This is a genomic window from Bacillus sp. BD48 (assembly GCF_046566805.1).
Lineage (GTDB): Bacteria > Bacillota > Bacilli > Bacillales > Bacillaceae > Bacillus > Bacillus safensis.
In genome coordinates, this window is record NZ_JANGFM010000002.1 from 916,229 (window position 1) to 941,594 (window position 25,366).

The 25,366-nt window shown below is 41.6% G+C and carries 34 protein-coding genes and 1 pseudogene; 29 read left to right on the forward strand and 6 right to left on the reverse strand.

From position 1 onward, the window contains the following. Window positions 1-4 precede the first annotated feature (4 nt). The 4 genes from bioB to ACLGGR_RS09630 form a co-directional block, all read right to left on the reverse strand. The gene (gene bioB / locus ACLGGR_RS09615; protein WP_410972955.1) at window positions 5-1,000 is read right to left on the reverse strand and encodes a biotin synthase BioB; all 996 of its coding nucleotides are present in this window, start codon (window positions 998-1,000) and stop codon (window positions 5-7) included. 159 nt (window positions 1,001-1,159) lie between these two features. Next, window positions 1,160-1,513, reverse strand: coding sequence for a hypothetical protein (locus ACLGGR_RS09620; RefSeq protein WP_251215813.1), 354 nt, complete (start codon window positions 1,511-1,513; stop codon window positions 1,160-1,162). Between the two features lie 314 nt (window positions 1,514-1,827). Then, window positions 1,828-2,178 (reverse strand): hypothetical protein, encoded by a 351-nt coding sequence (locus tag ACLGGR_RS09625; RefSeq protein WP_142945056.1) that lies wholly within the window; start codon window positions 2,176-2,178, stop codon window positions 1,828-1,830. 231 nt (window positions 2,179-2,409) lie between these two features. Then, window positions 2,410-2,787 (reverse strand): helix-turn-helix domain-containing protein, encoded by a 378-nt coding sequence (locus ACLGGR_RS09630; RefSeq protein ID WP_095409428.1) that lies wholly within the window; start codon window positions 2,785-2,787, stop codon window positions 2,410-2,412. Window positions 2,788-2,946: 159 nt separating this feature from the next. On the opposite strand from ACLGGR_RS09630, the gene ACLGGR_RS09635 reads away from it, so the two are divergent. The 18 genes from ACLGGR_RS09635 (at window position 2,947) to ACLGGR_RS09720 (ending at window position 14,213) form a co-directional block, all read left to right on the forward strand. Next, a complete protein-coding gene (locus tag ACLGGR_RS09635) occupies window positions 2,947-3,210 on the forward strand; it encodes a helix-turn-helix transcriptional regulator (protein ID WP_251215812.1) in 264 nt (87 codons plus the stop codon). Then, on the forward strand, window positions 3,207-3,359 hold the full coding sequence (locus tag ACLGGR_RS09640; RefSeq protein ID WP_185907607.1) for a hypothetical protein: 153 nt from the start codon (window positions 3,207-3,209) through the stop codon (window positions 3,357-3,359). Before ACLGGR_RS09635 ends, ACLGGR_RS09640 begins: the two co-directional genes overlap by 4 nt. Next, entirely contained in the window at window positions 3,337-3,528 is a 192-nt protein-coding gene (locus ACLGGR_RS09645) for a hypothetical protein (protein ID WP_260601831.1), read from the forward strand. Before ACLGGR_RS09640 ends, ACLGGR_RS09645 begins: the two co-directional genes overlap by 23 nt. A gap of 102 nt (window positions 3,529-3,630) precedes the next feature. Next, a complete protein-coding gene (locus ACLGGR_RS09650; protein WP_142945053.1) occupies window positions 3,631-4,032 on the forward strand; it encodes a RusA family crossover junction endodeoxyribonuclease in 402 nt (133 codons plus the stop codon). 50 nt (window positions 4,033-4,082) lie between these two features. Then, window positions 4,083-4,235 (forward strand): XtrA/YqaO family protein, encoded by a 153-nt coding sequence (locus tag ACLGGR_RS09655; protein ID WP_395960789.1) that lies wholly within the window; start codon window positions 4,083-4,085, stop codon window positions 4,233-4,235. A 127-nt stretch (window positions 4,236-4,362) separates the two neighbouring features. Continuing rightward, on the forward strand, window positions 4,363-4,881 hold the full coding sequence (locus tag ACLGGR_RS09660; protein ID WP_410972956.1) for a sigma-70 family RNA polymerase sigma factor: 519 nt from the start codon (window positions 4,363-4,365) through the stop codon (window positions 4,879-4,881). A 152-nt stretch (window positions 4,882-5,033) separates the two neighbouring features. Then, window positions 5,034-5,678 (forward strand): phage terminase small subunit, encoded by a 645-nt coding sequence (gene terS / locus ACLGGR_RS09665; protein WP_410972957.1) that lies wholly within the window; start codon window positions 5,034-5,036, stop codon window positions 5,676-5,678. Between the two features lie 8 nt (window positions 5,679-5,686). After that, window positions 5,687-6,988 (forward strand): PBSX family phage terminase large subunit, encoded by a 1,302-nt coding sequence (locus ACLGGR_RS09670; RefSeq protein ID WP_410972998.1) that lies wholly within the window; start codon window positions 5,687-5,689, stop codon window positions 6,986-6,988. Continuing rightward, window positions 6,985-8,442: a phage portal protein gene (locus ACLGGR_RS09675; protein ID WP_142945048.1), complete on the forward strand. Its 1,458-nt coding sequence runs from the start codon at window positions 6,985-6,987 to the stop codon at window positions 8,440-8,442. The genes ACLGGR_RS09670 and ACLGGR_RS09675 overlap by 4 nt, the downstream gene beginning before the upstream one ends. A gap of 38 nt (window positions 8,443-8,480) precedes the next feature. Further along, complete coding sequence (locus tag ACLGGR_RS09680; RefSeq protein ID WP_410972958.1) at window positions 8,481-9,569, forward strand: XkdF-like putative serine protease domain-containing protein; 1,089 nt, start codon at window positions 8,481-8,483, stop codon at window positions 9,567-9,569. 22 nt (window positions 9,570-9,591) lie between these two features. Further along, the gene (locus ACLGGR_RS09685; protein ID WP_024425904.1) at window positions 9,592-10,515 is read left to right on the forward strand and encodes a phage major capsid protein; all 924 of its coding nucleotides are present in this window, start codon (window positions 9,592-9,594) and stop codon (window positions 10,513-10,515) included. Between the two features lie 13 nt (window positions 10,516-10,528). Continuing rightward, window positions 10,529-10,912, forward strand: coding sequence for a protein YqbG (gene yqbG / locus ACLGGR_RS09690; RefSeq protein WP_024423261.1), 384 nt, complete (start codon window positions 10,529-10,531; stop codon window positions 10,910-10,912). Continuing rightward, window positions 10,909-11,265 (forward strand): YqbH/XkdH family protein, encoded by a 357-nt coding sequence (locus ACLGGR_RS09695; protein WP_251215803.1) that lies wholly within the window; start codon window positions 10,909-10,911, stop codon window positions 11,263-11,265. Before yqbG ends, ACLGGR_RS09695 begins: the two co-directional genes overlap by 4 nt. Further along, on the forward strand, window positions 11,262-11,759 hold the full coding sequence (locus ACLGGR_RS09700) for an HK97 gp10 family phage protein (protein ID WP_410972959.1): 498 nt from the start codon (window positions 11,262-11,264) through the stop codon (window positions 11,757-11,759). The genes ACLGGR_RS09695 and ACLGGR_RS09700 overlap by 4 nt, the downstream gene beginning before the upstream one ends. Window positions 11,760-11,763: 4 nt before the next feature. Continuing rightward, window positions 11,764-12,219 carry a phage tail terminator family protein gene (locus ACLGGR_RS09705; RefSeq protein ID WP_039180991.1) on the forward strand — a complete coding sequence of 152 codons (456 nt, stop codon included), beginning with the start codon at window positions 11,764-11,766 and terminating at the stop codon, window positions 12,217-12,219. Beyond that, window positions 12,206-12,418: a YqzN/YkzM domain-containing protein gene (locus ACLGGR_RS09710; RefSeq protein WP_024425900.1), complete on the forward strand. Its 213-nt coding sequence runs from the start codon at window positions 12,206-12,208 to the stop codon at window positions 12,416-12,418. The genes ACLGGR_RS09705 and ACLGGR_RS09710 overlap by 14 nt, the downstream gene beginning before the upstream one ends. A gap of 3 nt (window positions 12,419-12,421) precedes the next feature. Beyond that, window positions 12,422-13,768 (forward strand): phage tail sheath family protein, encoded by a 1,347-nt coding sequence (locus ACLGGR_RS09715; RefSeq protein WP_034282473.1) that lies wholly within the window; start codon window positions 12,422-12,424, stop codon window positions 13,766-13,768. A 1-nt stretch (window position 13,769) separates the two neighbouring features. Then, a complete protein-coding gene (locus ACLGGR_RS09720; RefSeq protein ID WP_410972960.1) occupies window positions 13,770-14,213 on the forward strand; it encodes a phage tail tube protein in 444 nt (147 codons plus the stop codon). A 264-nt stretch (window positions 14,214-14,477) separates the two neighbouring features. Here the strand turns inward: ACLGGR_RS09720 and ACLGGR_RS09725 are convergent, their stop codons facing one another. Next, entirely contained in the window at window positions 14,478-14,567 is a 90-nt protein-coding gene (locus tag ACLGGR_RS09725; RefSeq protein ID WP_074041930.1) for a putative holin-like toxin, read from the reverse strand. A gap of 152 nt (window positions 14,568-14,719) precedes the next feature. On the opposite strand from ACLGGR_RS09725, the gene ACLGGR_RS09730 reads away from it, so the two are divergent. Further along, complete coding sequence (locus ACLGGR_RS09730) at window positions 14,720-15,160, forward strand: phage tail assembly chaperone (RefSeq protein WP_039180982.1); 441 nt, start codon at window positions 14,720-14,722, stop codon at window positions 15,158-15,160. 41 nt (window positions 15,161-15,201) lie between these two features. Further along, window positions 15,202-15,339 (forward strand): hypothetical protein, encoded by a 138-nt coding sequence (locus ACLGGR_RS09735; protein ID WP_095410046.1) that lies wholly within the window; start codon window positions 15,202-15,204, stop codon window positions 15,337-15,339. 920 nt (window positions 15,340-16,259) lie between these two features. On the opposite strand, the gene ACLGGR_RS19280 is transcribed toward ACLGGR_RS09735, so the two are convergent. Then, the gene (locus ACLGGR_RS19280) at window positions 16,260-16,541 is read right to left on the reverse strand and encodes a YMGG-like glycine zipper-containing protein (protein ID WP_458773719.1); all 282 of its coding nucleotides are present in this window, start codon (window positions 16,539-16,541) and stop codon (window positions 16,260-16,262) included. 145 nt (window positions 16,542-16,686) lie between these two features. Here ACLGGR_RS19280 and ACLGGR_RS19285 point away from each other — a divergent pair. The 9 genes and pseudogenes from ACLGGR_RS19285 to ACLGGR_RS09785 form a co-directional block, all read left to right on the forward strand. Beyond that, window positions 16,687-19,476, forward strand: a pseudogene (locus ACLGGR_RS19285) (transglycosylase SLT domain-containing protein); the annotation flags it as partial. After that, window positions 19,469-20,137: a LysM peptidoglycan-binding domain-containing protein gene (locus tag ACLGGR_RS09750; RefSeq protein WP_025094222.1), complete on the forward strand. Its 669-nt coding sequence runs from the start codon at window positions 19,469-19,471 to the stop codon at window positions 20,135-20,137. The pseudogene ACLGGR_RS19285 and the gene ACLGGR_RS09750, both read left to right, overlap by 8 nt. A gap of 12 nt (window positions 20,138-20,149) precedes the next feature. Further along, window positions 20,150-21,160 (forward strand): XkdQ/YqbQ family protein, encoded by a 1,011-nt coding sequence (locus tag ACLGGR_RS09755; RefSeq protein WP_251215799.1) that lies wholly within the window; start codon window positions 20,150-20,152, stop codon window positions 21,158-21,160. Further along, window positions 21,157-21,423, forward strand: coding sequence for a DUF2577 family protein (locus tag ACLGGR_RS09760; protein ID WP_024423253.1), 267 nt, complete (start codon window positions 21,157-21,159; stop codon window positions 21,421-21,423). The genes ACLGGR_RS09755 and ACLGGR_RS09760 overlap by 4 nt, the downstream gene beginning before the upstream one ends. Before the next feature lie 14 nt (window positions 21,424-21,437). Further along, window positions 21,438-21,860, forward strand: coding sequence for a DUF2634 domain-containing protein (locus tag ACLGGR_RS09765; protein ID WP_034282463.1), 423 nt, complete (start codon window positions 21,438-21,440; stop codon window positions 21,858-21,860). Beyond that, on the forward strand, window positions 21,853-22,902 hold the full coding sequence (locus tag ACLGGR_RS09770; RefSeq protein WP_098677636.1) for a baseplate J/gp47 family protein: 1,050 nt from the start codon (window positions 21,853-21,855) through the stop codon (window positions 22,900-22,902). The genes ACLGGR_RS09765 and ACLGGR_RS09770 overlap by 8 nt, the downstream gene beginning before the upstream one ends. Then, window positions 22,886-23,809: a YmfQ family protein gene (locus ACLGGR_RS09775; RefSeq protein WP_410972961.1), complete on the forward strand. Its 924-nt coding sequence runs from the start codon at window positions 22,886-22,888 to the stop codon at window positions 23,807-23,809. Before ACLGGR_RS09770 ends, ACLGGR_RS09775 begins: the two co-directional genes overlap by 17 nt. 11 nt (window positions 23,810-23,820) lie before the next feature. Beyond that, complete coding sequence (locus tag ACLGGR_RS09780; RefSeq protein WP_024423249.1) at window positions 23,821-24,204, forward strand: phage tail-collar fiber domain-containing protein; 384 nt, start codon at window positions 23,821-23,823, stop codon at window positions 24,202-24,204. Window positions 24,205-24,217: 13 nt separating this feature from the next. After that, a complete protein-coding gene (locus tag ACLGGR_RS09785; protein WP_410972962.1) occupies window positions 24,218-25,360 on the forward strand; it encodes a hypothetical protein in 1,143 nt (380 codons plus the stop codon). Window positions 25,361-25,366: the final 6 nt, after the last annotated feature.

A 25,366-nucleotide genomic window follows, 5' to 3' on the forward strand; every position in this document is an offset into this window, starting at 1 on the left:
TTTTTTATAACGCACATTCTTCTATTTCAAACCCTAAATCTTCAATGATGTGATGATCCGTTTGGACTTGCTGGCCTTTTGTTGTTAAATAATCACCAACGAAAATGGAATTTGCGGCATAAAGTGCGAGCGGCTGGAGCGTTCGTAAATTAAACTCTCTGCCTCCGGATACCCGAATTTCCTTTGTTGGATTGACAAATCTCAACATTGCCAGCACTTTCAATGCTTTGATCGGATGTGTTCGTTCTTGATGCTCAAGCGGTGTTCCCTCGATGGCATGAAGAAAGTTGACTGGAATTGAATCCGCATCAAGTGCTCTGAGCGCAAAAGCCATTTCAACGATTTGCTGATTGGTTTCACCCATTCCAATGATGACCCCTGAGCAAGGTGACATGCCAGACTGTTTGACCTGCTCAATGGTCGATACGCGGTCATCGTATGTATGAGTTGTCGTAATTTGATCATGATGATCATGATGTGTATTGATATTGTGATTATACCGATGAACACCCGATTCCTTCAGCCGCTTCGCTTTGTCTTCATTTAATAACCCAAGACAAGCACACACCTTCAAAGGCATCGTTTCAGTGATTTCCTTGACTGCTGCAGTGACTTCATCTAATTCCCTATGAGAAGGCGTTCTCCCGCTTGCCACAATACAATAAGTCCCGGCTTTTCTTTTGAGAGCCTCACGCGCGCCTGCCACAATGGTTTTTTGATCAAGCATTGTATATCTTTCAACCGGTGCTTTTGAAATCATCGACTGTGAACAATATCCACAGTTTTCAGGGCAATATCCACTTTTTGCGTTAAAAATCATATTTAATTTCACCTTTTTTTGAAAAAAATGAAATCGTACCTGATAGGCTGCGTGCATAATAGGTAACAATTCTCTATCGTCAGCTTCAAGAATGTCTAAACCCTCTTGTACCGTAATCGGTTCATTTTTTATCGCCTTCTCCGCTATCGCTTCCCAAGACAAAGATATGTGTTTTATCATCATCAGCCCCTTAATATGTCAACTTATTATAATTTAAAGTTAACATATTGGTTGGTCTATAGCAAGAATTGAATGTCTAGCTGGTTTTAGAGAATGATCACATTATTAAAGGCGATGATATGATGTCATCGCCTTAAGTTTAATAAATTTAAAAGAGTTTTAGTAGGTAATTGTATAGTTGTTAATTACAAGTTCACCATCTGAATTTAGATAAGATACTTTAACAAAGCCAGGTTTTAAATAGTAAATCCAAGTGAAATTTGGAGCAGTTTGTTTCAGTTCAACAGCATCTGTATCACCGGATAAAGTTATTTTACTGATTGGAATAGAAAAAGCACCAGACCACCCTACCTTAACTTTGCGGTCGATCGTAATTACTTTATTCATAATAGGGGCTTTTGCTATAACTGGTTCTTTTACCTGAGCAGTTGCATGAGCACCTTCAGTTTGAGAGAACGTAAGAGCACCTAAAGCAACTAAAAGCACTGTGCAAGCTTTCATTAATTTTTTCATCGGTAACACTCCTTTTTTTGATATATACATATATTAACAATAATAACATTATATTTCAATTTAAAATGGTGATAAATAAGTATTTTTGGTGAAAATTGTAATGAATTTTCGAATGAGGGGAAAAGTGGCTTACTTAGTAAGAGATGCGTACTTATGATGCCATGAACCTGAAAGAATCTTGTTCAGTGCAAAAAACATGAGGTTTTATCGAAAAAATGTGACAACCCCACTTTTATTTGAAGTAAAAGTGGAGTTGTCTACGGTCTGGGTCGATGTCTTGAGTCATCGCCTTTTCATATGTAAAGCTAGATTGCTTATCGAACAGTAATATAGTTAATCACAAGCTCGCCCAGTGAATTATAGTAAGAAACTGTCACTGAACCGCGTTGTACCGCACGGATCCAAGTGAAGTTTGGAGCCGTTTGATCTAATTGAATCGCATACGTTGCACCCGACACAGAAATTTGGCTTGCTGGAAGAGAAACGGCGATTGAAGAACCTACAGTAAGCGTGCGGTTCACTGTAATCACTTTATTCATAATAGGAGCTTTTGCTATGACTGGTTCTTTTGGCTGTGCAGCTGCATGAGCACCTTCAGTTTGGGAGAACGTAAGAGCACCTAAAGCAGCTAAAGACAATGTACAGACTTTCATGAATTTTTTCATCGGTAACACTCCTTTTTTTGGTATATACATATATTAATATTAATAGAATTATATGTCAATTAAAATATGTGAAAAAAGAGTAATTGTGGTGAAAATTGTCACATATTATGTTGGGAGAAATTAAAAAACATATGATTTTTTATTCATATGCTCTTTTTTTTAGGGGGAAAAAGAGGTATAAAAAAAGCCGGGTTCAACCCAGCAATGTAAATCATGACGAAAAAGAGATAGTCAATGGTCGTCTCGCTGTTTTGGCTGACGGCCTTTTTGTTTCTCTTTCTCTCTAATGTAGTTAATAAAATCGATGGTTTGTCTTCGTGCTTCTTCGGAAAAATCTGAGGCTGCTTTAAACGCAATTTGCAAATCAGGATCGTCTGCAAGATCGTCGGCGGGCCTGTCTTTATCCTTACCTGTGAGAAGATAATCGGTTGAGACCCCATATAACTCGGCAATTTTCACAATCATTTCACCGTCGGGTTTTCTCAAGCCATATTCCCAGTTTGCATAGGTGGACATCGCCTTTAATCCGAGTTTTTTAGCAACTGTTGACTTGCTCCATCCATGCTTCTCTCTTAATTCAGTTAGAATCTTCCCAGTTAAATTATCCATCGGAAACACCTTTTTTCATGTTATGAGTAAATTTTATCATGAATTACACGGAAAAGATAAATAAATACACAAAAAGAATAAAAATATGATTGACTTACTCGTTTCGTGTATATTATCATAAGGAATATAACTTACACATATTGAGTAAGAGGTGGAAAGATGAAACTTGAAAATTTACGAGAAGAGCGCATATTGCAAGGAAAAACACAAACCTATATGGCGAAAAAACTGGGATATAAGTACACAAGCGGCTATGCGAATATCGAAATGGGCAGAACAAAGCCTAGCTTAGAAATAGCAAAGCATATTGCAGATCTGCTGAATACCGGTGTTCAAGAGCTTTTTTTTGGCCAAAAGTTACACGAAAAGAGTAATTTCTTGAAAGAAGATCAGTTCTTAGAAAAGGGGAGACGAGCAGAATGAATATTGAACATCCAATGGTGACACAGATGAATGACTTTGGCTATCCAAAAAGCTGTTGGTTATATGACATGAAACGATATGGATACGAAACAGAAATTGAGGACAGTTTGGAGGGCTCTGAAGAAGATGAGACATCAGCTGACGTTTGATGCTAGAAAAGAAGCGCAGGTTTGCTTAGATCAAGCTGGCGGCTGGATCGCCTTTCATCATCAGAAACCTATGTTTGTTTTTGCCACAGCAGAAGAGAAAGAGACATATATGACCCTCCTAGAAGCTAAGGTCGATGATACAAAAAAAGGAGGAATCAGGCCGACGTGAAACGATGGAAGCAAATCATGACATTCTTGAAATGCTTGCTCAAAGCGGGTAAAAACGAACAAGACATCCGCCAATGGGCAGAGGATGACGGGAGATCATAACGTGGTCATCCATTTAATCATTGAACATGAGCATTTGTTAACAAAAGAGACATTGATGAAAAGAATACGATCTGCTGCAAAATTACAATGCCCGCAAAAATTAGAAGGCGCACTATCACTTGAGATTCGTTTATTTGATCACATGCCGCTTGACATAGCTGACTGCCAAAAAAAGCGTACATACGCAGAAAAAGGATTGATACGCCCAGTACACGTCAGCATCTTTCAGCCAAGTCTACAGCATATTCAAGAAGCACTTCATTCTATAGCCAATGAAGCCCCTCTGCAGATTGTCGATTTAAGAGTTTCACAGTTTTATAGTATGTGTCCAAGAGTTGAAATCATTATCAATACGGTAGGTGGTGGCGCGGGGTCATCACCAAAAAAGGAGACAAGCATATGAACGAGCCAAAACAATTATTCATTCAAGATAACCAAACATTTGTCGGTGAGATGGAAAAAGGAAAAATTCAAGTCATCGTGTTAGATGGGAATGTAGGAACGGCTTATAAAATGGATGTACCTGAACATGGAAAAACCATTATTCAAACGGCAAAAGGTCATTTTGCAAGAGTAGATCACGAGATTGGTTTTAAAATCAGCTAACTGACTAAACACATCAAAGCACAATATGTCCAAGACGGAAAGCCTGCGGACACTGATCAAGACCCTGCTAAAAGGGGACCTGATTGGTGTCCGTTTTTTATTTTCTTAAAAAAGGGAGAGAGCCAATATGCAAGATTTACTCATTGAATATAAAAGAGCATTAAAGAATGCTAGAAAACAATATGAACCATTTCAAGAAAAAGAAGAATATCAGCTGTCCGTTCAAGACAAGCATGATAAAAAAATGATCGCCAGCATGGTGAGCGATCTAGAATACGTAGTAGAATGGCTTCAAATCGGAAGAGAGCCCGGTGCACGCAGAGGATTAGACAGACGTTCAGTCTATCAGCGTACCATCCTCGCAAACCCAGAAGTGTTAGAGGCTTTATCACATGAATATACCCTTATTCAAGAGAAAGAAAGAGAAATCAGTGAGAGAGACAAAAAACGAATTGATGACGCTTTGTCTGTTTTAACAGATCGAGAAAAGGACGTATTCTTTATGCACACAACACAAGGGTTATCGTTTAGCGAGATCGCGGTAATGCTGGATGTCAAAAAAGGAACTGTCCAAAAACATATGGAAAGAGCGCGGACGAAGATGTCCAAAAAAGTACAAGAACGCCCATTCAGAGCTGCTGAATAGGCGTTTTTTCTATCCAAAAATAAATCAGTGAAAGCTTGTCTTACAGTTGCCACCTATAGTTAGAAAGACCAAACGAATGTTTGCTAGCCCTACACAAATGATTCCTTCAGAGGGAATCGTTCGAATTAAAAGGAGGCGGCAGGTGAATGTAAATGAAAGATAAACGGATAGAGGCCAAGCACGATTATATGAAGGGGATGACGTACCAGCAAATTGCTGATCATTACAATGTCTCGATCCATACCGTCAAATCATGGAAAAGGCGATACGGATGGCAAAGACAAAAAACTTCGTCAAAGCAAGCACACTCGATCTTCAATCAATTTCTTTCAGATGAAACGATTGAAATCATGGAGAAAATGGATGGACGCACATCGATTGATTTAATCTGGGACCAAATTCAAATTCAATATGCAGCCATTATTCGGGCGCAGCGAATCATGTATGTAGCAGATCAAGAGGACATGATCAAAGAGGTGAAAAAGGCGGCATACGTGCCTTCTTCATTAGAAGAAACAGGCGAAGGCATTCAGCCAGAACTAGACATCACCTCAGAAGAATACTCGTTTCAATTTTCATGGGATCGGCATGCCACATTTTTAAATGCACAATCCCGTGCAATGGGTGAACTCAGGCGTCTAATAAAACAGTTTGAAGAGCTCGCTCATGCAAAGGATGAACGAAGATTAAGACTGAAGCAAATTGAACTGACAATCGAAAAAACAAAAAAAGCAGTGCGTGAAGAAAAAGAGGAAGATCTTCAAATCATGATCAAGCGAAAAGAGGACGACTCATGACGCCAATGATTGAAAAAGAAGTCAATCCTCACTTTGAACACTTTCTATTCGATTGGAATCAAAAGTTTCAATTTTTAGTAGGGGGCTACGGCTCCTCCAAAAGCTATCACATTGCTTTAAAGCTCGTCTTAAAGCTGCTGGAAGAAAAGCGGACAGCACTTGTCATTCGAGAAGTGTATGATACGCACCGCGAATCAACCTTTTCTCTATTACAAGAGATCGTCAGCGACCTCGGCATCGACCATGTGGTAAAGTGCCGAAGTTCGCCGCTTGCACTGACGTTTCGAAACGGCAGCAGCATCTTATTTAAAGGGCTGGACAAGCCTGAAAAATTGAAATCGATCAACAACATCTCGATCATTTGGATTGAGGAATGTTCAGAGGTTTCTTATGAAGGCTTTAAAGAGCTGCTTGGAAGGCTGAGGCATCCATCCTTACCGCTTTATATGATGTTATCGACCAATCCTGTAGGTCAGGATAATTGGACATACCGACATTTTTTTCGAGATGAACAGCTGAAGCGTTTTGTTTTAGATGACGAGACCTTATATAAAAAACGGACTGTTGTCATCAAGGATACGTACTATCATCACTCCACGGCGGAAGATAACTTATTTCTTCCTAAAAGCTACGTGAAGCAGCTGGATGAGCTGAAAGAGTATGACCCAGACCTCTATCGTATTGCGAGGAAGGGGTATTTCGGCATTAATGGCACAAAGGTTTTTCCTCAATTTGAGGTGAGAAACCATTCTGACGTATTAGGAGCCATTCAGCAGATTGACAGACCGCTGAAACGAGCAGGCATGGATTTTGGATTTGTTGAATCATACAATGCGCTCATTCGGTTAGCTGTCGATCATGAAAAAAAGTACTTATATATTTATTGGGAATATTACGACCGCGGGAAGACAGATGATGAAACAGCCATTGACCTGCAAGAGTTCATTGAATCAAAGGAACTGATTAAAGCCGATGCAGCCGAACCTAAAACCATCCACTATTTTCGGCAGCGCGGCTTTCAAATGGTGGCCGCACATAAGTTTCAAGGCTCACGTTTGCAGTATACAAAAAAGATCAAACGGTTTAAGAAAATTATTTGTTCTGATGCTTGTCCATATACCATCTATGAACTTCAATCACTAACCTATAAGGCAGATAAGGATGGACGCCTAGAGGAAGATGAATTTCAAATCGATCCGCACACATTATCAGCCATCTGGTATGCGCTGGATGATTATGAAGTGACAGATTTGAAACAGACCGCCTCGGAGCGTGTCCGTCCAAACAGAGAGAGGAGGTCCATACAATGAAACAATTGAAGGCTACCATTATGAAGGCAAACATGTCTGATCATACAAAACAAATGTATGCAGATGAATTTTCCTACGAAAAGGATGACATTGTTCCCCCGCCTTACAATATCAATGAATTAAAAAGCATGGCAGAATATTCAACCATTCTTCAGCAATGTATTGATGCGTATAAGACCAATATTTTAGGCTTTGGTTTTGGTGTAGAATATGCCTTTGATTTTAATGCAGAAGGTGTGAAACCAGCAAAAAAGAAGGCCGCAGAGAAGGAATGGACAAGACTTGAAGAGTTTACGAAATACATGAACTATGATGAATCAGCCGATGTAGTGCTTGGCTATGTCATCGAAGACCGGGAGAAAACGGGCAATGGTTTTTTAGAGGTGCTCCGAGATGGTCAAGGAAAGCCGGCAGGAATCGAGTATTTAGATGCGCTCCATATCCGTATTTGCAAGCTGAGTGAGCCAGTCGACGTCGAATTCCAATACACAGAAAACGGCGAATTGAAAACAATGAATCGAAAGAAACGATTCCGTAAATATGTGCAGGTGATCAATGAAAAGAAAGTCTTCTTCAAGGAATATGGTGATCCGCGCATTTTACATTGTGAAACAGGTAAATACGATGACACCACCCCAGAGCCGCTGCGTGCAACAGAAGTAATTCATTTTAAAATCGGCAGTGGAACGTATGGAATTCCCCGCTGGATTGGCAACATCGTCAATATGTATGGAGCACGCAAGGCAGAAGAGCTGAACTACCTTTATTTTAAACAAGGGCGGCATGTACCTGGTGCCATCATTGTCGAAAATGGGATGCTGTCTGAGTCTTCCTATCAGCAGCTTCAGGATTATATGGACGATATTGAAGGCTCTGATCATGCACATAAGTTTCTCTTGCTTGAAGTTGAAGGACTCCCGACAGAAAAAGGGTTAACTGGAGAAGAAGATGTCTCTAATGTCAAAGTGAACTTTAAATCCTTAGCAGAGATCTTGCAAGAAGATGCACTCTTTTTAGAATACGATGAAAAAACAAGAAACAAAATCCGCTCTGCTTTTCGCCTGCCGCCTATTTACACAGGTGAGTCTCAAGACTATAACAAAGCGACAGCAGATACGGCGCGGAAAACAACAGAAGAACAGGTATTTCAGCCTGAACGGCACCTCATCACAGGAAAACTCAATACTCTTTTCCTGCCGGATCTTGATATTTGGCATGTTCGTTTCCTATTAAATGGTCCTGACTTTAGAGACCCATTAGAGATTGCCAAGGTTCTGACACCGTTTATTCAGGCTGGGGCAGTGTCACCAAACGATTTGCGAGATCTGGCAGGACGTATCCTTGGGAAAACGTTAGAGGAATGGCCGGAGGATCTCTATCACAGACCTTTAGAAAGCCGCATGACATCAGCCGAGCAACAGTCTCAACGAGAGACGAATCAGCTGAAGGAATAAACCGAAGCGCATGCGCTTTTTTGAAAGGGGGTGAACATATGCCAAGAGAATTAAAAAACGCAAAAATTACGCATGTTTCCTACGTCGACAGAGCAGCAAACAAAAAGAAATTCTTTTTAATGAAGGCAAAGAAAAAGCGGCCTGACTTTCAAAAGGAGATCAGTGTGCTGACAAAGGCAGAAGATGCTCATCGCCTTGTGTATGGTGTCGTGTATGAACCGAATACACCTGATGCACACCAAGACTTTATGTCTGCCAAAGAAATTGAAAGAGCGGCACATAGTTTTATGAAGGATGCCCGCCACATTGACAAACAGCATGATTTTCAACATGGTGTTGGCGAAGTGGTTGAATCATACATCGCACCAGCTGATTTTGAAGTAGGCGGTGAGCTGATTCGAAAAGGATCTTGGGTGCTTGTGACAAAGGCTTCGGAAGAGATTTGGGATCAAATTCAGAAAGGCCACATTACAGGGTATTCAATGGCTGGAACGGCGGACATCGTAGCAATAGAAGAACAAGATCAGCTCCTATCTCAAAGCTCAAATGAGAGAGGGCTTTTTTCTTTGCTGAAAAATTTCTTTTTGAAAGAGGAAGGTGCAAACATGTCACAACAATTTTGGAGCGTTTTAGACCATCTGCTGGAAACCTTACAGTCAAGTGATGGTGATGAGGCGGGTGTAAGATCAGCGCTTGAGCAATTGCTGCCAATCGTGCAGGACATTTTGAAGACAGAAGATGTGCTTCAAACGATTGGTGAAAGGCCAGCCTCTGTACAAAAACAAGATGCTGCTTTAACGACGGAGCAAGTACGAGAGCTTGAAAAAGCAAAAATGGCTATCGACAATGTCTTACAGCAGGCTGAACAGAAGGAAACAGATCAAACAGGGGAAGAACCTGTCCAAAAGGTGCTTGAGCAAGTCGTTGCACCGATTCGCCATCAGCTTTCTTCCTTAGAGAAATCAGCCAGCAGAGAAAAAGCAGCGCTTGAGCAAGTGCTTCAGCAGCAGCTTTTGCCTATTTCAGAGCGGATTCACATGCTTGAAAAAGCGCGCGGCATGTCAAAACAAACAATCCACGATACACAAAACGACAGTACAAAGCCCATATGGGATGGCTTACTATAAGCCTAAATAAGGAGGAAACAGTGTGAGAAATCAAGAGTTGATTCGCAAGGCCGAAATGACACTTGCCAGCTTAAAAACCGGCGGTCTCATGAACGCAACCCAATCCAACACATTCATTAGAATGATGCAAAATACACCAACCGTTTTAAATGATGCACGTATCATTCCAATGGAAAGTGATTCACAAAAAATCGAAAAAATCGGCTTTGGCCAGCGTATTTTGCGCCCAGCAGAAGAAGGCAAAGCGCTTGATGCGAAAGATCGTGTTGTCCCAGCGACAAGCACTGTCCAGCTAAATGCGAAAGAGGTCATCGCAGAGATTCATATGACCTACGACAGCATTGAAAACAATATTGAGAAAGACGGAATTCAGCAGACGATTATGCAAATGCTTGCTGAACGTGCAGCAGTTGACATTGAAGAGCTCATCGTCAATGGCGATACGACTTCAGCAGATCCATTTTTAGCTCAAATGGATGGCGTGAGAAAACAAGCGGTATCTCATATCGTAGATGCGAATGGAGCGGAAATTAGCCGCCAAATGTTTAAGCAAGCCTATAAAGCGATGCCATCAAAATATTTACGTGTACCTCAGGATTTCCGCTTCTACACCTCCCCAAGTTTAGAGGTTGAGTGGAAGGATCAAGTAGCAAACCGTCAGACAGGCCTCGGAGATGCGGCCATTCAAGGCGGACTTTCTTCTGCATTCGGTGTGCCGGTCAAAGGTCTTGCCAATATGCAGCCATATGACGAAGCAGGAACAGACGTATCAGATATTTTGCTGACACACCCTAAAAATATTATCGTCGGTTTCTCTCGTAATATTCGAATTGAAGTAGAAAAAGATATTCGCAGCCGTAAATTTATTATTGTCCTCACAGCGAAGCTAGACAGCAAATTTGAGGAAGAGGATGCTGTAGCAAAAGTGATGAAAGTGAAAGAGTAGGTGACGATAGGTCATGATCATTTCTGCTGAAGAACTGCAAGCCTATTCTGTATTTGATCGTGTGAAAAATCGATCTGTAGAAAGACTGACAGCAGATATTATCGAAGCAGAAGCTGCGGTATTTCAGATCGTAGGTCACGATTTCTCAAGTGAAAAATATCAGCCCCTCCCTGAAAAAGCAAGAATCGCATTATTAAAAATGGCTCAATATTTTGCCATGCTGAATGATGACGAATCTATGATGAAAGGCTTTACGTCAGAAAAGATGGGCGATTATTCATATGCGAAGGCAGCTGATCAAGTGAAAGGCAGACCCTATGTATATGCCCTGCTTGTCGATTACATTGAACCAACATTGACCGGCGGCAGCGCCAAACTAAAGGTGAGGTCATTATGAGCTATCAATCTCTATTAACAGATCGCTGTGATCTTTTTCACCTTGAACAGAAGGAGTCCGTCCGCGGGAAATTTGGAATTCCAGCTGATGATTTACAAATGACACTTTCCTATCCCGTTGCTCCCAGTCTGACCGATCTAGCTTGTTATGTCATAGAAAAGAACCAGTCACTTGTGCAAGAAGAGCCGAATACAGTCATTTATCAATCCTATCTTGTCCATTTTCCTTTAGCAAGTGATATTCGCTTGCATGACAAAATGGTGTGGAATGGCGTGTCACTCAAATTACAGCAGCCTAAAAAAGTGAAAAATCATCACATCGAAGTGATGGCAGTCAGGAAGGAAAATCTATGAAAATTGATGGACTTGACCGGCTGCTTTCACAGCTGGAAACAGCGTGTGATGGCGGCTTGAAGGCAGAATATCAAGATTGGCTGGAGGACATGGGCCTGCAGTTTTTAGACATCATTCAGGATGAATTAATCAAGGAGAATGCTGTCGATACAGGCCGGCTTCTAAGCTCCTTTAAGCAAGGTGGCAAGGAGAATCATTTTCTCATTTCAAAAGGCGGTCTCACACTTGAAGTGGGAACGCAGCTTGAATATGCCTCCTATGTCAATGACGGACATGCCACTTCTTCAAGTGGAGAGCGAAGATGGGTGCCTGGCAGATGGACTGGCAGCCGCTTTGAATATGATCCGAATGCAAGTACAGGGATGATGCTTGCCTCTCAATGGATTGATGGAAATGGCTACTGGGATCATGCTGTCATGCTCTATGAGCAAATGTTTGAACAGTCGCTGGATCGAAAGCTTCAAAGCTGGTTCGATCGACATTTTGGGAGGTGATGGAATGAATCAAGAAGTCGGGGCAATCATGCATTATATCTACACACACTTTCCTGTGACAATGTATGATCGTCTTTTGCCAGAACGCTTTCAAGTGCCATCCGTTTACGTGCCGCCTGTGACAGTGATCAGTGGTCCAGATACGGTCTCTACCTTTATGAAATCTTATTCGCTGCAAGTGAAAGTCTTTCATATTGATACAGAAAAAGCACATGATGCGGCAGAAACAATCGTTGATGCATTGCTTGCTGATCGTCAAATCATTCAGATGATGAGTGAAGACGGAGAGGTGCTTGATGATTATGTCCGCATAAAAAGAGTGGAAACAAGAATGATAGATCAAGGCGTAGCAGCGATTGTCCTGACGTGGGATAGCAGCTATTGGTATAACCGTGACAAACAGGCAAGCCTTGAAGATATCAACTTTTCAGATGGGGTGATCAAACGTGAGCAAGACTAAAAATGCTCAGCCTGCTCAAACAGCTGGCGAAGAAAAAGAATTTGGCTTTTCATTTGAAGCCTTAAAAGAGCACAGCAAGGATCTTTTTGGGGTAAAACCAGAAATCCTTGAAGGTGCTCTTTTTTATATCAAACATCAACCAATTACAAAAACAGAAGCAAAGAAGCACATCGATGCTTTTTTGTCCAAGGAGGTTTAAAGGATGAACGGAGGCACTTTTACACCAGGTACAGAGAAAAAGCGTCCTGGCATTTACTTTAATTTTAAAACAACAGCAGAGCAGCGAATTACTTTAGGCGATCGAGGTACGGTGGCACTTCCCCTTGTGATGAGCTGGGGAGAACCAAAAACCTTTATTTCCGTTTCAAATATGGAAGATTTAAATAAAAAGGTTGGACTTAACATTGATGATAAGTCACTGCTTCTTTTCCGTGAAGCAAAGAAAAAAGCGCAAACGGTCTTGCTTTACCGCCTCAATGAAGGTGAGCCGGCCAAAGCCGAAATTGCTGAAAATTTTGTGGTCACAGCAAATTATGGCGGCCTAAAAGGAAATGAAATCACAGTACAAGTGGCAGAAAATGTACTTGATAGCACAAAACGCGATGTGATCACTTATCTTGGAACGGATATTGTGGATAAACAGGTCGTCACTGATGTCAAAGACCTTGTGAAAAACAAATACGTTCAATTTTCTGGTGAAGGTGAAGCTGTCATCACAGCTGGTGTGGCACTAAGCGGCGGGAAAAACGGCGTGGCGAGTGTCGCAGATTATACAGCTTTCCTAGAAGCAGCAGAAACAGAATACTTTGATGTCATTGCCCTTCCAGTCGATAATAGTGAGCAATTAAAAGCAACCTTCGCTTCATTTATCGAGCGTTTACGTGATAAGCAAGGTCGTAAGGTGCAAGGGGTTGTGGCGAATTATGCAGCGGACCAAGAAGGAATCATCAATGTGACAAGCGGCGTTGTCCTCGAAGATGGAACAGAACTAACACCTGCTCAAACAACAGCATGGGTCGCAGGTGCAAGTGCCGGAGCAAATTTCAATCAGTCATTGACCTTTGTTGAATACGAAGGAGCAGTCGATACATTAGAACGCCTGGACAATGATCAAGTAGAATACCGTTTATCACAAGGGGAGTTCCTTTTCACCTTTGATGCGAGAGATCGCACGGTGAGTGTTGAAAAAGATATTAACTCCTTGACAAGCTTTACAGCTGAAAAGAACCAGCAATTGGCGAAAAATAAAATTATTCGTGTGCTTGATGCGATCAACAATGATTTAACATTCGAATTAAAAAATCTGATTAAATTACGTAAAGCCAATGGCAATGACATTCCAGCATCAGATGATGGTGTGCAACTTGTGAAAACACTGATTACCCAGTATCTCACACAGCTTCAAGATGGCAGCGGCATTACAGGCTTTAATTCAGAAACAGATATCGTGATCGGTCTCAATGAAGATCGTGATGGATTTATCATCGATTTAGCGGTTCAACCAGTCGATGCGGCAGAAAAATTCTATTTCAATGTGGAGGTGAAGTAAGATGGCTTTTAAAGCGCAAAATACGATTTCAGGTAAAGAAGGTCGTCTTTTCTTAGAAGGTGAGGAACTTGCATTTATCAAAACCTTCGAAGCAAACGTGGAGAAAAACAAATCAGAAGTCAACGTCATGGGCCGCCGAATGACTGGCCATAAAACAACGGGAGCAAATGGAACAGGAACGGCAACATTCTATAAAGTTACGTCCCGTTTCGTTCAATTAATGCTCAATTATGTGAAAAAAGGAGAAGATCCATATTTCACTCTTCAAGCGGTAATTGACGATAAATCATCAGGCCGTGGCACTGAGCGTGTGACATTATTTGATGTCAACTTTGATTCTGCTAAAATCGCTGGATTGGATGTTGATTCAGAGGCGCTTGAAGAAGAAGTTCCTTTCACGTTTGAGGACTTTGATCTTCCTGAAAAGCTGAAGGATTCTTTCTAAGAAATGTGGAGGAAATTAGCTAATTAATTAGCTAAATAAAAACCGAATATGCTATAATGCAAAGAGAATGCTCAGAGCATTCCCAAAGCATTCCGAGTATACAAAATTATGTTTACATGCAAAGCAATTTGCATAAAATAAAAAGAAGCCAGGATGCTCCAACATCCCGGCAATGTACAATGAGGCCCTTCAAGGGGCTGGCTTATCAATTAGATAGTTTTAAGGATAGACTTTCCCTTCAACCGTCCAAAGCTCAAGGGGAGTCTATTTTTTGTTTATATACGTCAACAAAGCAAGGATAAACATCCCGAATAAAAGCATTAGGGAAATCGCTTGGAACGTTGACATGAGCATCACCCCCTTCCTATCGGGGATGAGCCAGACACCCTTGAGCAAGCCGTTCAATTGTACGAATTATATTATACATGAAAAGATTGGAAAGCACATTCAAAAAATGGATGTGCTTTTTTGCATTCAAAAAAACATAACAAAGGGAGTTTTTAAACATGAGTGAAAAACAAACATTTGATCTTTCATTTTTTATGCCAGGACAAACAGTAGAAGCGGAAGAAGTCAAAGTACCGATTTCTAAGCGTTTTGTTGATAAAAAAGGGAATGTTATTCCTTTTGTCTTTAAAGCCATTACAACTGAACGTATTGATGAATTGGAAAAAGAAAACACAACCTTCAAAAATATCAAAGGCAGAGGACGTGTGAAGGACTTAGACAGCCAGCGCTTCTACGCACGTATTGCGATTGAATCGACGATTTACCCAGATTTCCGTTCAAAGGAATTAAGAGAAGCCTACAGCACACAAGATCCAGTTGAAGTAGCAAAACGGGTCCTGTCAGTCGGCGGTGAATATGCGAACTGGTTAAACAAAGCGATCGAAATCAACGGATTCGAAGATGAAATTGAAGATTTAGAAGAAGCAGCAAAAAACTAATAAAAGATGGGGATAAAGAAGCGGTGTTTTTATATTACGCGATGCACGAACTTCACTACTCCCCATCTGAACTCCTAGATTTATATGAAGCACCAAGGCCGTTCAAAGCATTTCTTTTTGGACTCATCAGCTACAAGCTAGACATGTTAGAAAAAGAAGCAAAGAAAGGAGGTAAATAAATGGCGAAACTCACAGCACGATTTGAATTAGAAGACCGGGTGTCGAAGAAGTTATTACGCATTCAAAAACGATTTCAAACGTTCGAGAAGCAGCTCAAACCATTTAGAAAACCGGTAAAAATAAGCTTAGAAATAGATGAAAAGAATTTAAGAAATCTCACTTTATCGCTTCGGAAAATTTCAGTATTTTCCATGAGGCTGGATCAGGGAATCTATCGTGATCTAAAAGCATTGAACAATCAGTTAAATATGATTCCAAATCATCTGGTCATATCCATTCAAGCGAAGGGGCTGGATGTCATCAAATCCAGCATAAATCGTTTGAAACAAATGGGAACAACCCCCATTATGCTGACGTTTAAACTAAACGATCAATTGTCAGCGAAAATGTCATCGATCAAAAAATCAATCCTTCAGCTCATCAACAGAACGTATTATATGAGATTAAACATGGTTGACCAAGCCACCGCTGCAATTCAACGAATCAAAAAGACACTCAAAAGCTTGACGATGTCCAAACACGAAATCAGAGTGTCTGTTCAAGACAATGCAAAAAGTAAGTTGAAAAAACGAGATCAGGCAGAGTCTGTTGTGAAAGAAAAAACCATAAAAAAAGAGCCTGAGGCTGCTAGTCCGTCAGTTAAAAAGGATGAACCTAAACAGAGTTGGCTCCAAAACTTTGCCAATAAAGGATTAAATGAAATTCAAAAATATGCAGGTGACGTTGCCGACAAAGTGAAGGAAAAATTGAGTCCTAGAAAGTTTTGGGATGAAAAAGCTCTTCCTTGGGTTGAAAATAAAATGGAAGAGTACAAACAAGATGTGATCGGAAGAATTAAAGAGAAGATTAAATTTAATCCTGAAAAAAAACTAGATCAATTGGTGAAGACTGGATTAGATCGACTCTTAGGTACAAGTGATCAATCAAGTGAACCAACAACAGCACCAACAACAGCACCAACAACAGCACCAACAACAGCACCAACAACAGCGCCAACAACAGCGCCAACAACAGCACCAACAACAGCTCCGACAACAGCACCATCTAATTCGGCTCCTAAAACGCAGCCTAAGCCGCGAGGTGGAAAAGGTTTGTTTCGCAGTAGTTGTTGCCCTTGTTGTGCAAGAGGAATAAGCAGCCGAGGGTCTACTAAAGCGAAAAATGGCCGTTCACCGAGACAATCAACAAATCCAAATGCCACATCAAGAACCGAAATGAATAGAAGGCCTCCAAGTAAATTAGGGAAACTGAAAACAAATGCAGGTAAATTATTTGGGAAAATCCCTAGTGGACTAAAGAAAGGTGCGGGTATCGCAGCTTCAGTTGGCGGCAAGGGGTTAAGTGGACTAGGGAATGCGGTGAAAAATATCGGTAAAGGGAGCGGTAAATTATTAAAGAAAGTACCTATTCTAGGTGGTTTACTTAGTGCAACAAATTTAATCGGTATGAAAAAAGAGAATGCTGGTGAAAAGATCGGTACGACTGGAGGCGGTATCGCCGGTGGGATGGCAGGTGCAGCAGCAGGTGCAGCTATTGGAAGTGTAGTTCCAGGGGTAGGTACAGCCATCGGTGGTCTAGTAGGCGGCATCGCTGGAAGTATGGGCGGCGAATCTATCGGTGAAACGATCGGAAAATGGTTTGATGGGGGCGGATTTGAAAAGATTGGCCAAAAAGCCATTGAAATCAAAGATCAAATTGTTGAAGTTTGGTCAACAGTTGCGACTTGGTTCACAGAGAATGTCTGGACACCATTAAGCAGTACGGTAGTCACAGTAGCGTCATCCATCTGGTCAAGCCTAGTCAATGCTTGGACATGGATTCAAGAAACATTCAGTACAGTCGCAGGCTGGTTTATCGAAAACGTCTGGACACCGCTAAGCGGTACAGTCGTTACGGTAGCAACGACCATCTGGTCAAGCCTAGTCAATGCCTGGACATGGATTCAAGAAACATTCAGTACAGTTGCAGGGTGGTTTATTGAAAACGTCTGGACTCCGTTAAGCGGTACAGTCGTTACGGTAGCAACGACCATCTGGTCAAGCCTAGTCAATGCCTGGACATGGATTCAAGAAACATTCAGTACAGTTGCAGGGTGGTTTATCGAAAACGTTTGGACACCGTTAAGCAGCACAGTCGTTACAGTCGCTACAGGAATTTGGACGGCATTATCAAATGCATGGAAAAAAATACAATCAATCTTTGGAGTTGTATCGACATGGTTTATGGAGAATGTGTGGAATCCACTTGTAGATACTGTAGGAACCATTAAAGATAGTTTCGGGAAAAAGTTCGAAGAAGCGTATAAAGTGGTGACAGATATTTGGGATGGATTATCCAAATGGTTTAAAGATAATATTCAGACACCGATCGTAAAAGTGGCAGGTGCCATAAGTGATGGATTTTCTGCAGCATTTGGCTGGGTAAAAAAGATTTTTGACAAAGCAGGCGGTATTGTAGATGTAGTAATAAATTGGGTCGTTGGGAAGAAAAAACCTGATAATAATGCCACAGGCGGCTATATCACCCAGCCAACCTTATCATGGGTCGGTGAAGCAGGTAACGAATTTGTCATTCCAACTCAAAATAACCGAGGGCGCGGAAAGATGCTGCTTGCACAGGCTGCTTCTCAACTCGGAATGTCTGTTATGCCAAGCGGAGCAGCTGGAAATCAAGTATCAAGCTCTCCAGCTCCTACAGCTGTAGCTGCATCATCTTCTGTCGGTTCAATAGACGGATCGGTCTCGATGACTGGGGACATTCAAGCCTCTGGCATTGGCGAGCAATTTAATAACGACTTTGAACAAGGGTTAAACCGTAAAGTAATCTCTCTTGATCAATGGAAACAAAAGAATATTCAGCAGCCTTTTGGTCAATTGACATCAGACTCAGGAAAGTATGGTCAACAAACGGTTTCTGCCTTTGCAAATGGTCAGCAGATGACACCAACAGGAACAGATAGCTTCTTGCAAAGTCGTGTAAAAGCACCATACCAACAAGTGATGACGGCATCACCAACTTGGGGTTCTGGGACGGTTAGTGGTTTTGCGACAGGGCAAAATGCCACATCAGTTGGTACTAGTCAATACGTAGATCAGCACATCAAACAACCATTCCTGCAAGCAAAACAAGAATCACCAGGCTGGGGTTCTGGAATGATTGACGCCTTTAACAGCGGCATGCGTTCCAAAGGAAGCGAAGTCACGCAAGCAGCCAAAGAAATGGCGAAGAAAGTAGAGCAGGCGTTTAGAGATGAATTAGACATTCATTCCCCTTCACGCGTCATGATGAATCTTGGGAAATTTGCATCGATTGGTGTCGTCAAAGGGCTCGACTCAGTTGATGTGAAAAAATTTGCTGAGAATCAGGCTGGTTCATTAATTGGAGCCTTCAGCGGCATGGGAGCTTCAAATCTAAATGTGAAGCAATGGCTCATGGCGGCTATCATGGCGACTGGTACATCTATGAGCTGGCTTCCAGGTCTGATGACCATCGCGCAAAATGAGTCACATGGAGATCCGAGAGCGATCAACTTATGGGATTCCAACGCCAAAAAGGGAACACCTTCTAAAGGCTTAATGCAAACCATTGGAACGACGTTTAACGCCAATAAAGGCAAGGGCATGAATGACATTTGGAACCCAATTCATAATGCCGTTGCAGCTATTAACTACATTAAGGGCAGATATGGAACAGTCTTCAATACGCCGGGATTACGAAGTATGAGAAGAGGCGGCCCTTATAAAGGCTACGCAAATGGCGGATTGATTACTCAAGAGCAGGTGGCTAGAGTCGGTGAAGGAAATAAACGCGAATGGATTATTCCTGAAGAAAGAGGCATTCGCGGAAGGTATTTATTGACGCAGGCAGCCAAGGCACTTGGGATGCAAGTATATGATCCATCGAATGCATCTGCTCCTTTACCAGAAGCACAGATGCAGCAGGTCACCTCAGCTCAGTCTGCTGGCAGTACAACATCGTCAGGTTATAAACAAATCACAATTCAATTCAATGGCGATCAGCATTTCCATAATGGACAAGACCAGCAATCGTTAGTCGAAAAAATCAAACAAATGCTTGTAGATGAACTGGAAGTAGAGCTTCATACAGGATCGAAGGGGGTCGTGATGGATGGGTAAATCAGTGTATCAATTGTGGATTTCCCAAGGAAAGGACAAGTTGCGATTCCCTGTCCTTCCATCTGAACTCGAAATCACAAATAACGTACAAAATGAAACAGTGAAAGTCGCCTCTTTTGGAGAACTGACCTTTATTGACGTACCCTCGGCGAAACAAGTATCATTCACCTCATTATTTCCTAAGAAATATTCGCCGATTGCTGAATATAAAAGCATTCCATCACCAGAGAATGCAATAGCGAAAATTGAACGAATGATGCGTTCAAAGAAATCCGTACGGTTGATTGTAACTGGGACAAAAATCAATATGACGTGCAGCATTGAAAGCTTTACCCACAAGGAAGGGTCATATGATATTGGAGATCGTGAATTTACGATCGAGTTAAAAGAATATAAAACCGCATCGCCTAGGAAAATCAAACGGAAGAAAAAAGCAAAACAAACCAAAAAGAAAAGGCCATCAAAAACACCACCAAAATTGTATACCGTCAAAAAAGGTGATACGTTGTGGGCCATTTCAGGCCGATTTTATGGTGACAGTACGAAATGGCGGCGTATTTGGAATGCCAATAAAGCAGCGATGATTAAACGAAGCAAACGCAATATTAAGCAGCCGGGGCATTGGATTTTCCCTGGACAAAAATTAAAAATACCTCAATAAGGGGGGCTGGCATTGATTGAGCTTTTTGCCATCAGAAGCGGCACCATGTATGAGCTTGTCACAGAGAGTGTGACACTTCAGGGGCAAAGGTATCAAGCCCCTCGCTCTATTCAGGCAAATATTATCACAAAGCAAGGCAGTCAAACATATTACCGTGTCTCAGAAGGGGACACGGTTCTTTTTAAATGGAAAGGTAAAGAGCTGTTCAGAGGCATTGTTTTTTCCAGGACGCCCGTTGAAGGGAAGCTGACCTTTACCGCATACGATATGCTTCAATATTTGGTGAAAAACCAAGATGTCTATGTTTTTTCAAATCAAAGAGCAGATCAAATCTTAAGGCGGATTGGAGCTGATTTTCAAATTCCAATGACCTCCATTGCCAATACAGGACATGTCATCAAATCACTAGTCTTTAAAAATGATACGAGCTTGTATGACATGATATTGAAAGCATTGAAAGAAACGAAGCGGCAAACGGGAAGAAACTATCAAATCTATTCTGCTAAAGGCAAGATGGGGCTGAGAGCTTGGCCTGATCCAGAGGACGTATGGGTCATTGAATCAGGCGTCAATCTCATCAGCTATCAATACAGCACCTCGATTGAAGAGACAGCCACTCGTGTCAAGATGCGTACGTCTGCTGATGAACAGGGGAAGAATAAGAAAAAAGGCAGTAAATCCGAGATTGTAGTGATCGAACAGGATAAAGCCGGTCAGAATAAATACGGTATTTTACAGCATGTTGAGACAGTCACGGGGCAAATCAACCAGCCGCAGCTGCAAAAAAGAGCCAAAGTACGGCTGGCTGAGAAAAAAGGCGTCAAACAAGAAGTCAAAAGCATCCAAGCCCTAGGAATTCCTGAGCTGCAAAGCGGTCTCCCAATCTATTTGAAAATTCCTGAAATCAACGTAACAAAAACTTACTGGATCGATCAAGACAAACATGAATTCAGTGGGGTGAAACACACCATGACCATTGATGTTGTTGAGAAAAATTCTATGCCAAAGGGTGATCAGGCGTGAGATTAAGTGAAGCGATTAAACGATTGGCAGTGAATGCAGTAGACGCAGAATCTCCAATTGATCTTGTCATCGGAGAAGTAACGGCTGTTTCCCCTCTGAGCATCCGATTAAATGAAAATCATAAACTGATCATTCCAGAAGAATTACTGATTTGGCCCAAGCGCTTAAATAAGGGTGAGGATGATGAGCTGAAAAGGGGAGACAGTATTATGGTGCTTGCAATGGCAGGAGGGCAGTCCTTTTACATCATCGACAAATTGTAAGGGAGGTGATGAACGTGGCACTTTCACCAGAGGAAGAAATCGAGGAAACAGAAGAAGACGAAGAGGTCGAAACCTCGACGACGTATCGAATAGATTTTGAAACTGGCAGACTGACAGGCGAAACCATTTCAGGCATCGAGGCAATCCGGCAATTCGTTTATATGACACTTAGGACAGAGCGGTATGCACATCCTATCTACAGCCACGACATTGGTACTGAAATTCAGGAGCTATTGACGGATACAGAAGCTACGGATGAATACAAAGAAATGGAGATTCCAAGGCTGCTAGAGGAAGCACTGATCGTTGACGAGCGGATTGATCATATTGAAGAGTTAGAGGTCACAAAGCAAAATGACTCATTTCATGTCAAACTAGCGATTGTCACAGATGAGGGCACATTAGAAATAGAGGAGGTGATGGAGGGCGATGTTTGAAGAACAAACGTATGAAGCATTAATGGAAAGAATGCTGGATAGACTGCCAGATGATATAGATAAAAGAGAAAACAGCGTGATTTGGAATGCCTTGGCACCTGCTGCCGCTGAATTGGCCCAGTCCTATATTTGGCTTGATCAAGTGTTTGAGCTGGTCTTTGCAGATACAGCACAAGGAGAGTTTCTAGATCGGCGGGCTGCTGAAGTAGGAATTGAAAGAAAACCAGCCACTAAAGCGGTTTGGTCAGCGGCCATTCAGCCAGAAAATATCAACATTCCAGCTGGTTCACGTTTTTTTATTGAAGACGTTTATTTCCAGTATTCGAAGGATGGCACGCTAGAATGCGAGACACCTGGTAAAGCCGGCAATGTTCAATTAACAGATCAGCCGCTGCTGTCACTTGATACAATTCCAGGACTTGAATCGATTACGATGAAAGAACTGGTGATACCAGGTCAAGAGGAGGAAGATGACGCTTCTTTATATGATCGATATTTAATACGTGCGAGGCGAGAGGCAGTCAGTGCCAACAGGGCGCATTATAAAAAATGGGCTGAGGAAGTGACCGGTGTTGGCAGAGCGAAAGTGTTCCCGCTTTGGAACGGAGAAGGGACGGTCAAAATTGTCATCACAGATGGCAATCTAGATGTTGCATCAGATCTTCTTGTCAAAAGGGTACAGGAATATATCGACCCAGTGCCAGGTGAAGGAGAAGGACAAGCGCCTATAGGCTCAAAAGCAACTGTTGAAAGCGCCAAATGGCTGGATATCGACATAGAAGTAGCTGTCGAACTTCAAATGGACTGGACCCTTGAAGGAGCTCAGAAAGAAATAGAAGAAAAGGTCAAGACGCTGTTGAAATCAATCGCATTTGAAAAGAGTACCATTCGAATGTCCGCCTTAAATGATATTCTGTACCATTCAGAAAGTGTGTCAGATTATGCAGATGTGTTATTGAATGGAGAGTCGAAAAACTTAGTATTACAGGACATTGAGATTCCGCGTCTTAGGCAGGTGAAGGTTATTGAGCAAACAGGATGAAATGAAAAACTACTTGCCGCCATATTTTACAGAGATTTATGAAGTGGATCACCTGCTCAAGACAGAGGCACCGGAATTTGAGGGATTGGACGAATCTATTTTCGACTTAACGGATCAGTTCTTTCCTTTAACAGCGACATGGGGATTGAATAGATGGGAAAGAATGCTGAAGGTGCAGCGGGAATCAGATGATTCAATTGAACTGCGCAGGGCACGCTTACTCAATATGATGTCAAATATTCCGCCAATCACGTATCTTTCATTAGAGAAATCAGTGAATCGCTTTCTCAAGAATCCAAGTGCTATCATCCGTCTCACAACCAATCGCTATCATTTCGCCTTACGTGTGAACCTAGATGATCTGCAAAACACGAGATATATTGTAGAAATACTTGAAACGTTAAAACCTGCACACTTGGCTTATACGTTCACGGCTTTTCATCATACCGACGTATATGAAAAAAATGATCATCACGGGAGGCTCACACTGCGCAGCAGAGTGGGTTTTTTCGATCATATTCCGATTTTACTCAATGGTGAATTTGTCTTAAATGGTACGTTTTATCTCAGCGGAACACGAGGTACAACGGATGTGCCTGCTCGTTTTCGGCATTCATTAAACATGAGAATGCGGCTTCAATATCAGTCAGACACAGCATATCGCATGAACTATGTCATGACTGGAGCGGTACATGAAACGAAGCAAGGAGCAGCATTGACTTTACGCACAAAAAATCAGCTCCAGCATCAAACCAAGAAGAAGATGACGTTCCGCTTACCAGTACATGTCCAAACTGAACAGGGCGGCAGCTTATTGATCAAGGATCATTACTGGATTCTCGATGGATCTGTTCCGCTGGATGGATCAAAAATGCTAGCAGCAACTTCTAAAAAAATAGAGTTATAAGGAGGATCACAATGGCTGATCAATTAACCGTAACAACACTGTATGCACGTCAACAAATGGCAAAGGCAAGAGCCGAAGGAACAAAACTCACAAAAGTCGTCAAAATGGCATTTGGAAATGGGGGAACGAAGGATGGAAAACCAATCTCTCTAGACGGCACGGAACAAAAACTCAAAAAAGAACTAGTCCAAAAAAATATTGATTCGTTTACCTTCATGGAACCAGCAAAAATCCGCTACACCTGCACGATCGCCGAAGGAGAACTGGCAGGAGAAGTGATCAACGAACTAGCACTTGTCGACGAAGACGGCAAATTCACCGCCATCCGCACCATGACAGACAAACAAAAAGACGGTGACATCGAATTTGTTTTTGAGATTGATGATATTTATTGATGGAGGGATTTAAATGGAAATAAATTCACCGAAAACGTTTGAAACTAGTGACAAAGCGCATGCTGATTTATTTAATGAAATGGTTCAAACCTTGCTTAAAAACGACAATGGTCTGTTAGAACAGCTTACCAACCATACGCAAGATATGAACTCACATGCATCTAAAGAAGAAAAGAAAAAATGGAATGATTCGCAGATGTATAAAATAACTGCCGATAACGGTATGCAGCTTATCAATGTCTCAGCTGATTCAAAAATATTTGATGCAATTAAGGATAAAGGTACATGTACCTTTTACGCAGCTCCTGGAGTCGAAGATTCTCCAACACCGTCAAATATATCACTGAGAGGTATGCAAATTGTAGGTCAAGATAATATTGGAGCAGGCTTTGCGGTAGATATATCAGGAAAAGCATACAGCTTTTACTACAATTTTGGTCATACGACTATTACTTGGACACCCCTTCCGAGTATAAACGATTTAAATAAATGGAATGGAAGTCAATTAATTAAAATTACTAATGACACGGGTGGTGTTCGTGTATCTGTAGATGCTTCAGATAGTCTTCTAGATAAAATATCTGAAACTGGTAAAACATTCGGCACTTTTTATTCTGTGGCTGGTGCAAAAGATAATCCCTCTGAGTCATCTGCCAGAGGATTTTTTCATTTCACTTCATCTGATAGTAATAATAAAGGAACTTATGGCTGGGTTATTGCTATTGATAACAAAAACAATATGTTTACAAATTATCTCGATCTAAATTTAGGCTGGCAAGGCTGGAGACGTAATTTGAGTGAAGCTGACCAACAAATTATATGGACCACCCCAAGACTTTTAAACGGATGGAAAGAATATAGTTCAAGTGCGCTGCCTATTCGTTTCGGTAAAAATGCTTTGGGAGAAGTGGAGATAAATGGTGCTGTTAGAGATGGTGCCTTAGGTGAAATTCCTGTTTTTGTCCTTCCAGAGGGATACCGCCCGAAACATTCTGTTTATTATGTGGGGGTTGCTTCTAGTCTTGGTACATCTGGGATACCACAATATCATCGGACATTTATCTCAAATGACGGAAGAGTATGTGTACAATTTTCCTCTAACTCTGTCAATCCTACAGAATTCATTACGTTTTTAATTAAATTCAGTACATTATAGGAGGAA

Coding starts and splice junctions, on each gene's coding strand:
- ACLGGR_RS09700 (WP_410972959.1), top strand. CDS start 11,262: ATGAAAATTGATGGACTTGACCGGCTGCTTTCACAGCTGGAAACAGCG.
- ACLGGR_RS09695 (WP_251215803.1), top strand. CDS start 10,909: ATGAGCTATCAATCTCTATTAACAGATCGCTGTGATCTTTTTCACCTT.
- ACLGGR_RS09785 (WP_410972962.1), top strand. CDS start 24,218: ATGGAAATAAATTCACCGAAAACGTTTGAAACTAGTGACAAAGCGCAT.
- ACLGGR_RS09645 (WP_260601831.1), top strand. CDS start 3,337: ATGAGACATCAGCTGACGTTTGATGCTAGAAAAGAAGCGCAGGTTTGC.
- yqbG (WP_024423261.1), top strand. CDS start 10,529: ATGATCATTTCTGCTGAAGAACTGCAAGCCTATTCTGTATTTGATCGT.
- ACLGGR_RS09680 (WP_410972958.1), top strand. CDS start 8,481: ATGCCAAGAGAATTAAAAAACGCAAAAATTACGCATGTTTCCTACGTC.
- ACLGGR_RS09660 (WP_410972956.1), top strand. CDS start 4,363: ATGCAAGATTTACTCATTGAATATAAAAGAGCATTAAAGAATGCTAGA.
- ACLGGR_RS09620 (WP_251215813.1), bottom strand. CDS start 1,513: ATGAAAAAATTAATGAAAGCTTGCACAGTGCTTTTAGTTGCTTTAGGT.
- ACLGGR_RS09750 (WP_025094222.1), top strand. CDS start 19,469: ATGGGTAAATCAGTGTATCAATTGTGGATTTCCCAAGGAAAGGACAAG.
- ACLGGR_RS09705 (WP_039180991.1), top strand. CDS start 11,764: ATGAATCAAGAAGTCGGGGCAATCATGCATTATATCTACACACACTTT.
- ACLGGR_RS09730 (WP_039180982.1), top strand. CDS start 14,720: ATGAGTGAAAAACAAACATTTGATCTTTCATTTTTTATGCCAGGACAA.
- ACLGGR_RS09625 (WP_142945056.1), bottom strand. CDS start 2,178: ATGAAAAAATTCATGAAAGTCTGTACATTGTCTTTAGCTGCTTTAGGT.
- ACLGGR_RS09720 (WP_410972960.1), top strand. CDS start 13,770: ATGGCTTTTAAAGCGCAAAATACGATTTCAGGTAAAGAAGGTCGTCTT.
- ACLGGR_RS09635 (WP_251215812.1), top strand. CDS start 2,947: ATGAAACTTGAAAATTTACGAGAAGAGCGCATATTGCAAGGAAAAACA.
- ACLGGR_RS09780 (WP_024423249.1), top strand. CDS start 23,821: ATGGCTGATCAATTAACCGTAACAACACTGTATGCACGTCAACAAATG.
- ACLGGR_RS09630 (WP_095409428.1), bottom strand. CDS start 2,787: ATGGATAATTTAACTGGGAAGATTCTAACTGAATTAAGAGAGAAGCAT.
- ACLGGR_RS09735 (WP_095410046.1), top strand. CDS start 15,202: ATGCACGAACTTCACTACTCCCCATCTGAACTCCTAGATTTATATGAA.
- ACLGGR_RS09675 (WP_142945048.1), top strand. CDS start 6,985: ATGAAACAATTGAAGGCTACCATTATGAAGGCAAACATGTCTGATCAT.
- ACLGGR_RS09655 (WP_395960789.1), top strand. CDS start 4,083: ATGGAAAAAGGAAAAATTCAAGTCATCGTGTTAGATGGGAATGTAGGA.
- ACLGGR_RS09725 (WP_074041930.1), bottom strand. CDS start 14,567: ATGCTCATGTCAACGTTCCAAGCGATTTCCCTAATGCTTTTATTCGGG.
- ACLGGR_RS09770 (WP_098677636.1), top strand. CDS start 21,853: ATGTTTGAAGAACAAACGTATGAAGCATTAATGGAAAGAATGCTGGAT.
- ACLGGR_RS09715 (WP_034282473.1), top strand. CDS start 12,422: ATGAACGGAGGCACTTTTACACCAGGTACAGAGAAAAAGCGTCCTGGC.
- ACLGGR_RS09640 (WP_185907607.1), top strand. CDS start 3,207: ATGAATATTGAACATCCAATGGTGACACAGATGAATGACTTTGGCTAT.
- terS (WP_410972957.1), top strand. CDS start 5,034: ATGAAAGATAAACGGATAGAGGCCAAGCACGATTATATGAAGGGGATG.
- bioB (WP_410972955.1), bottom strand. CDS start 1,000: ATGATAAAACACATATCTTTGTCTTGGGAAGCGATAGCGGAGAAGGCG.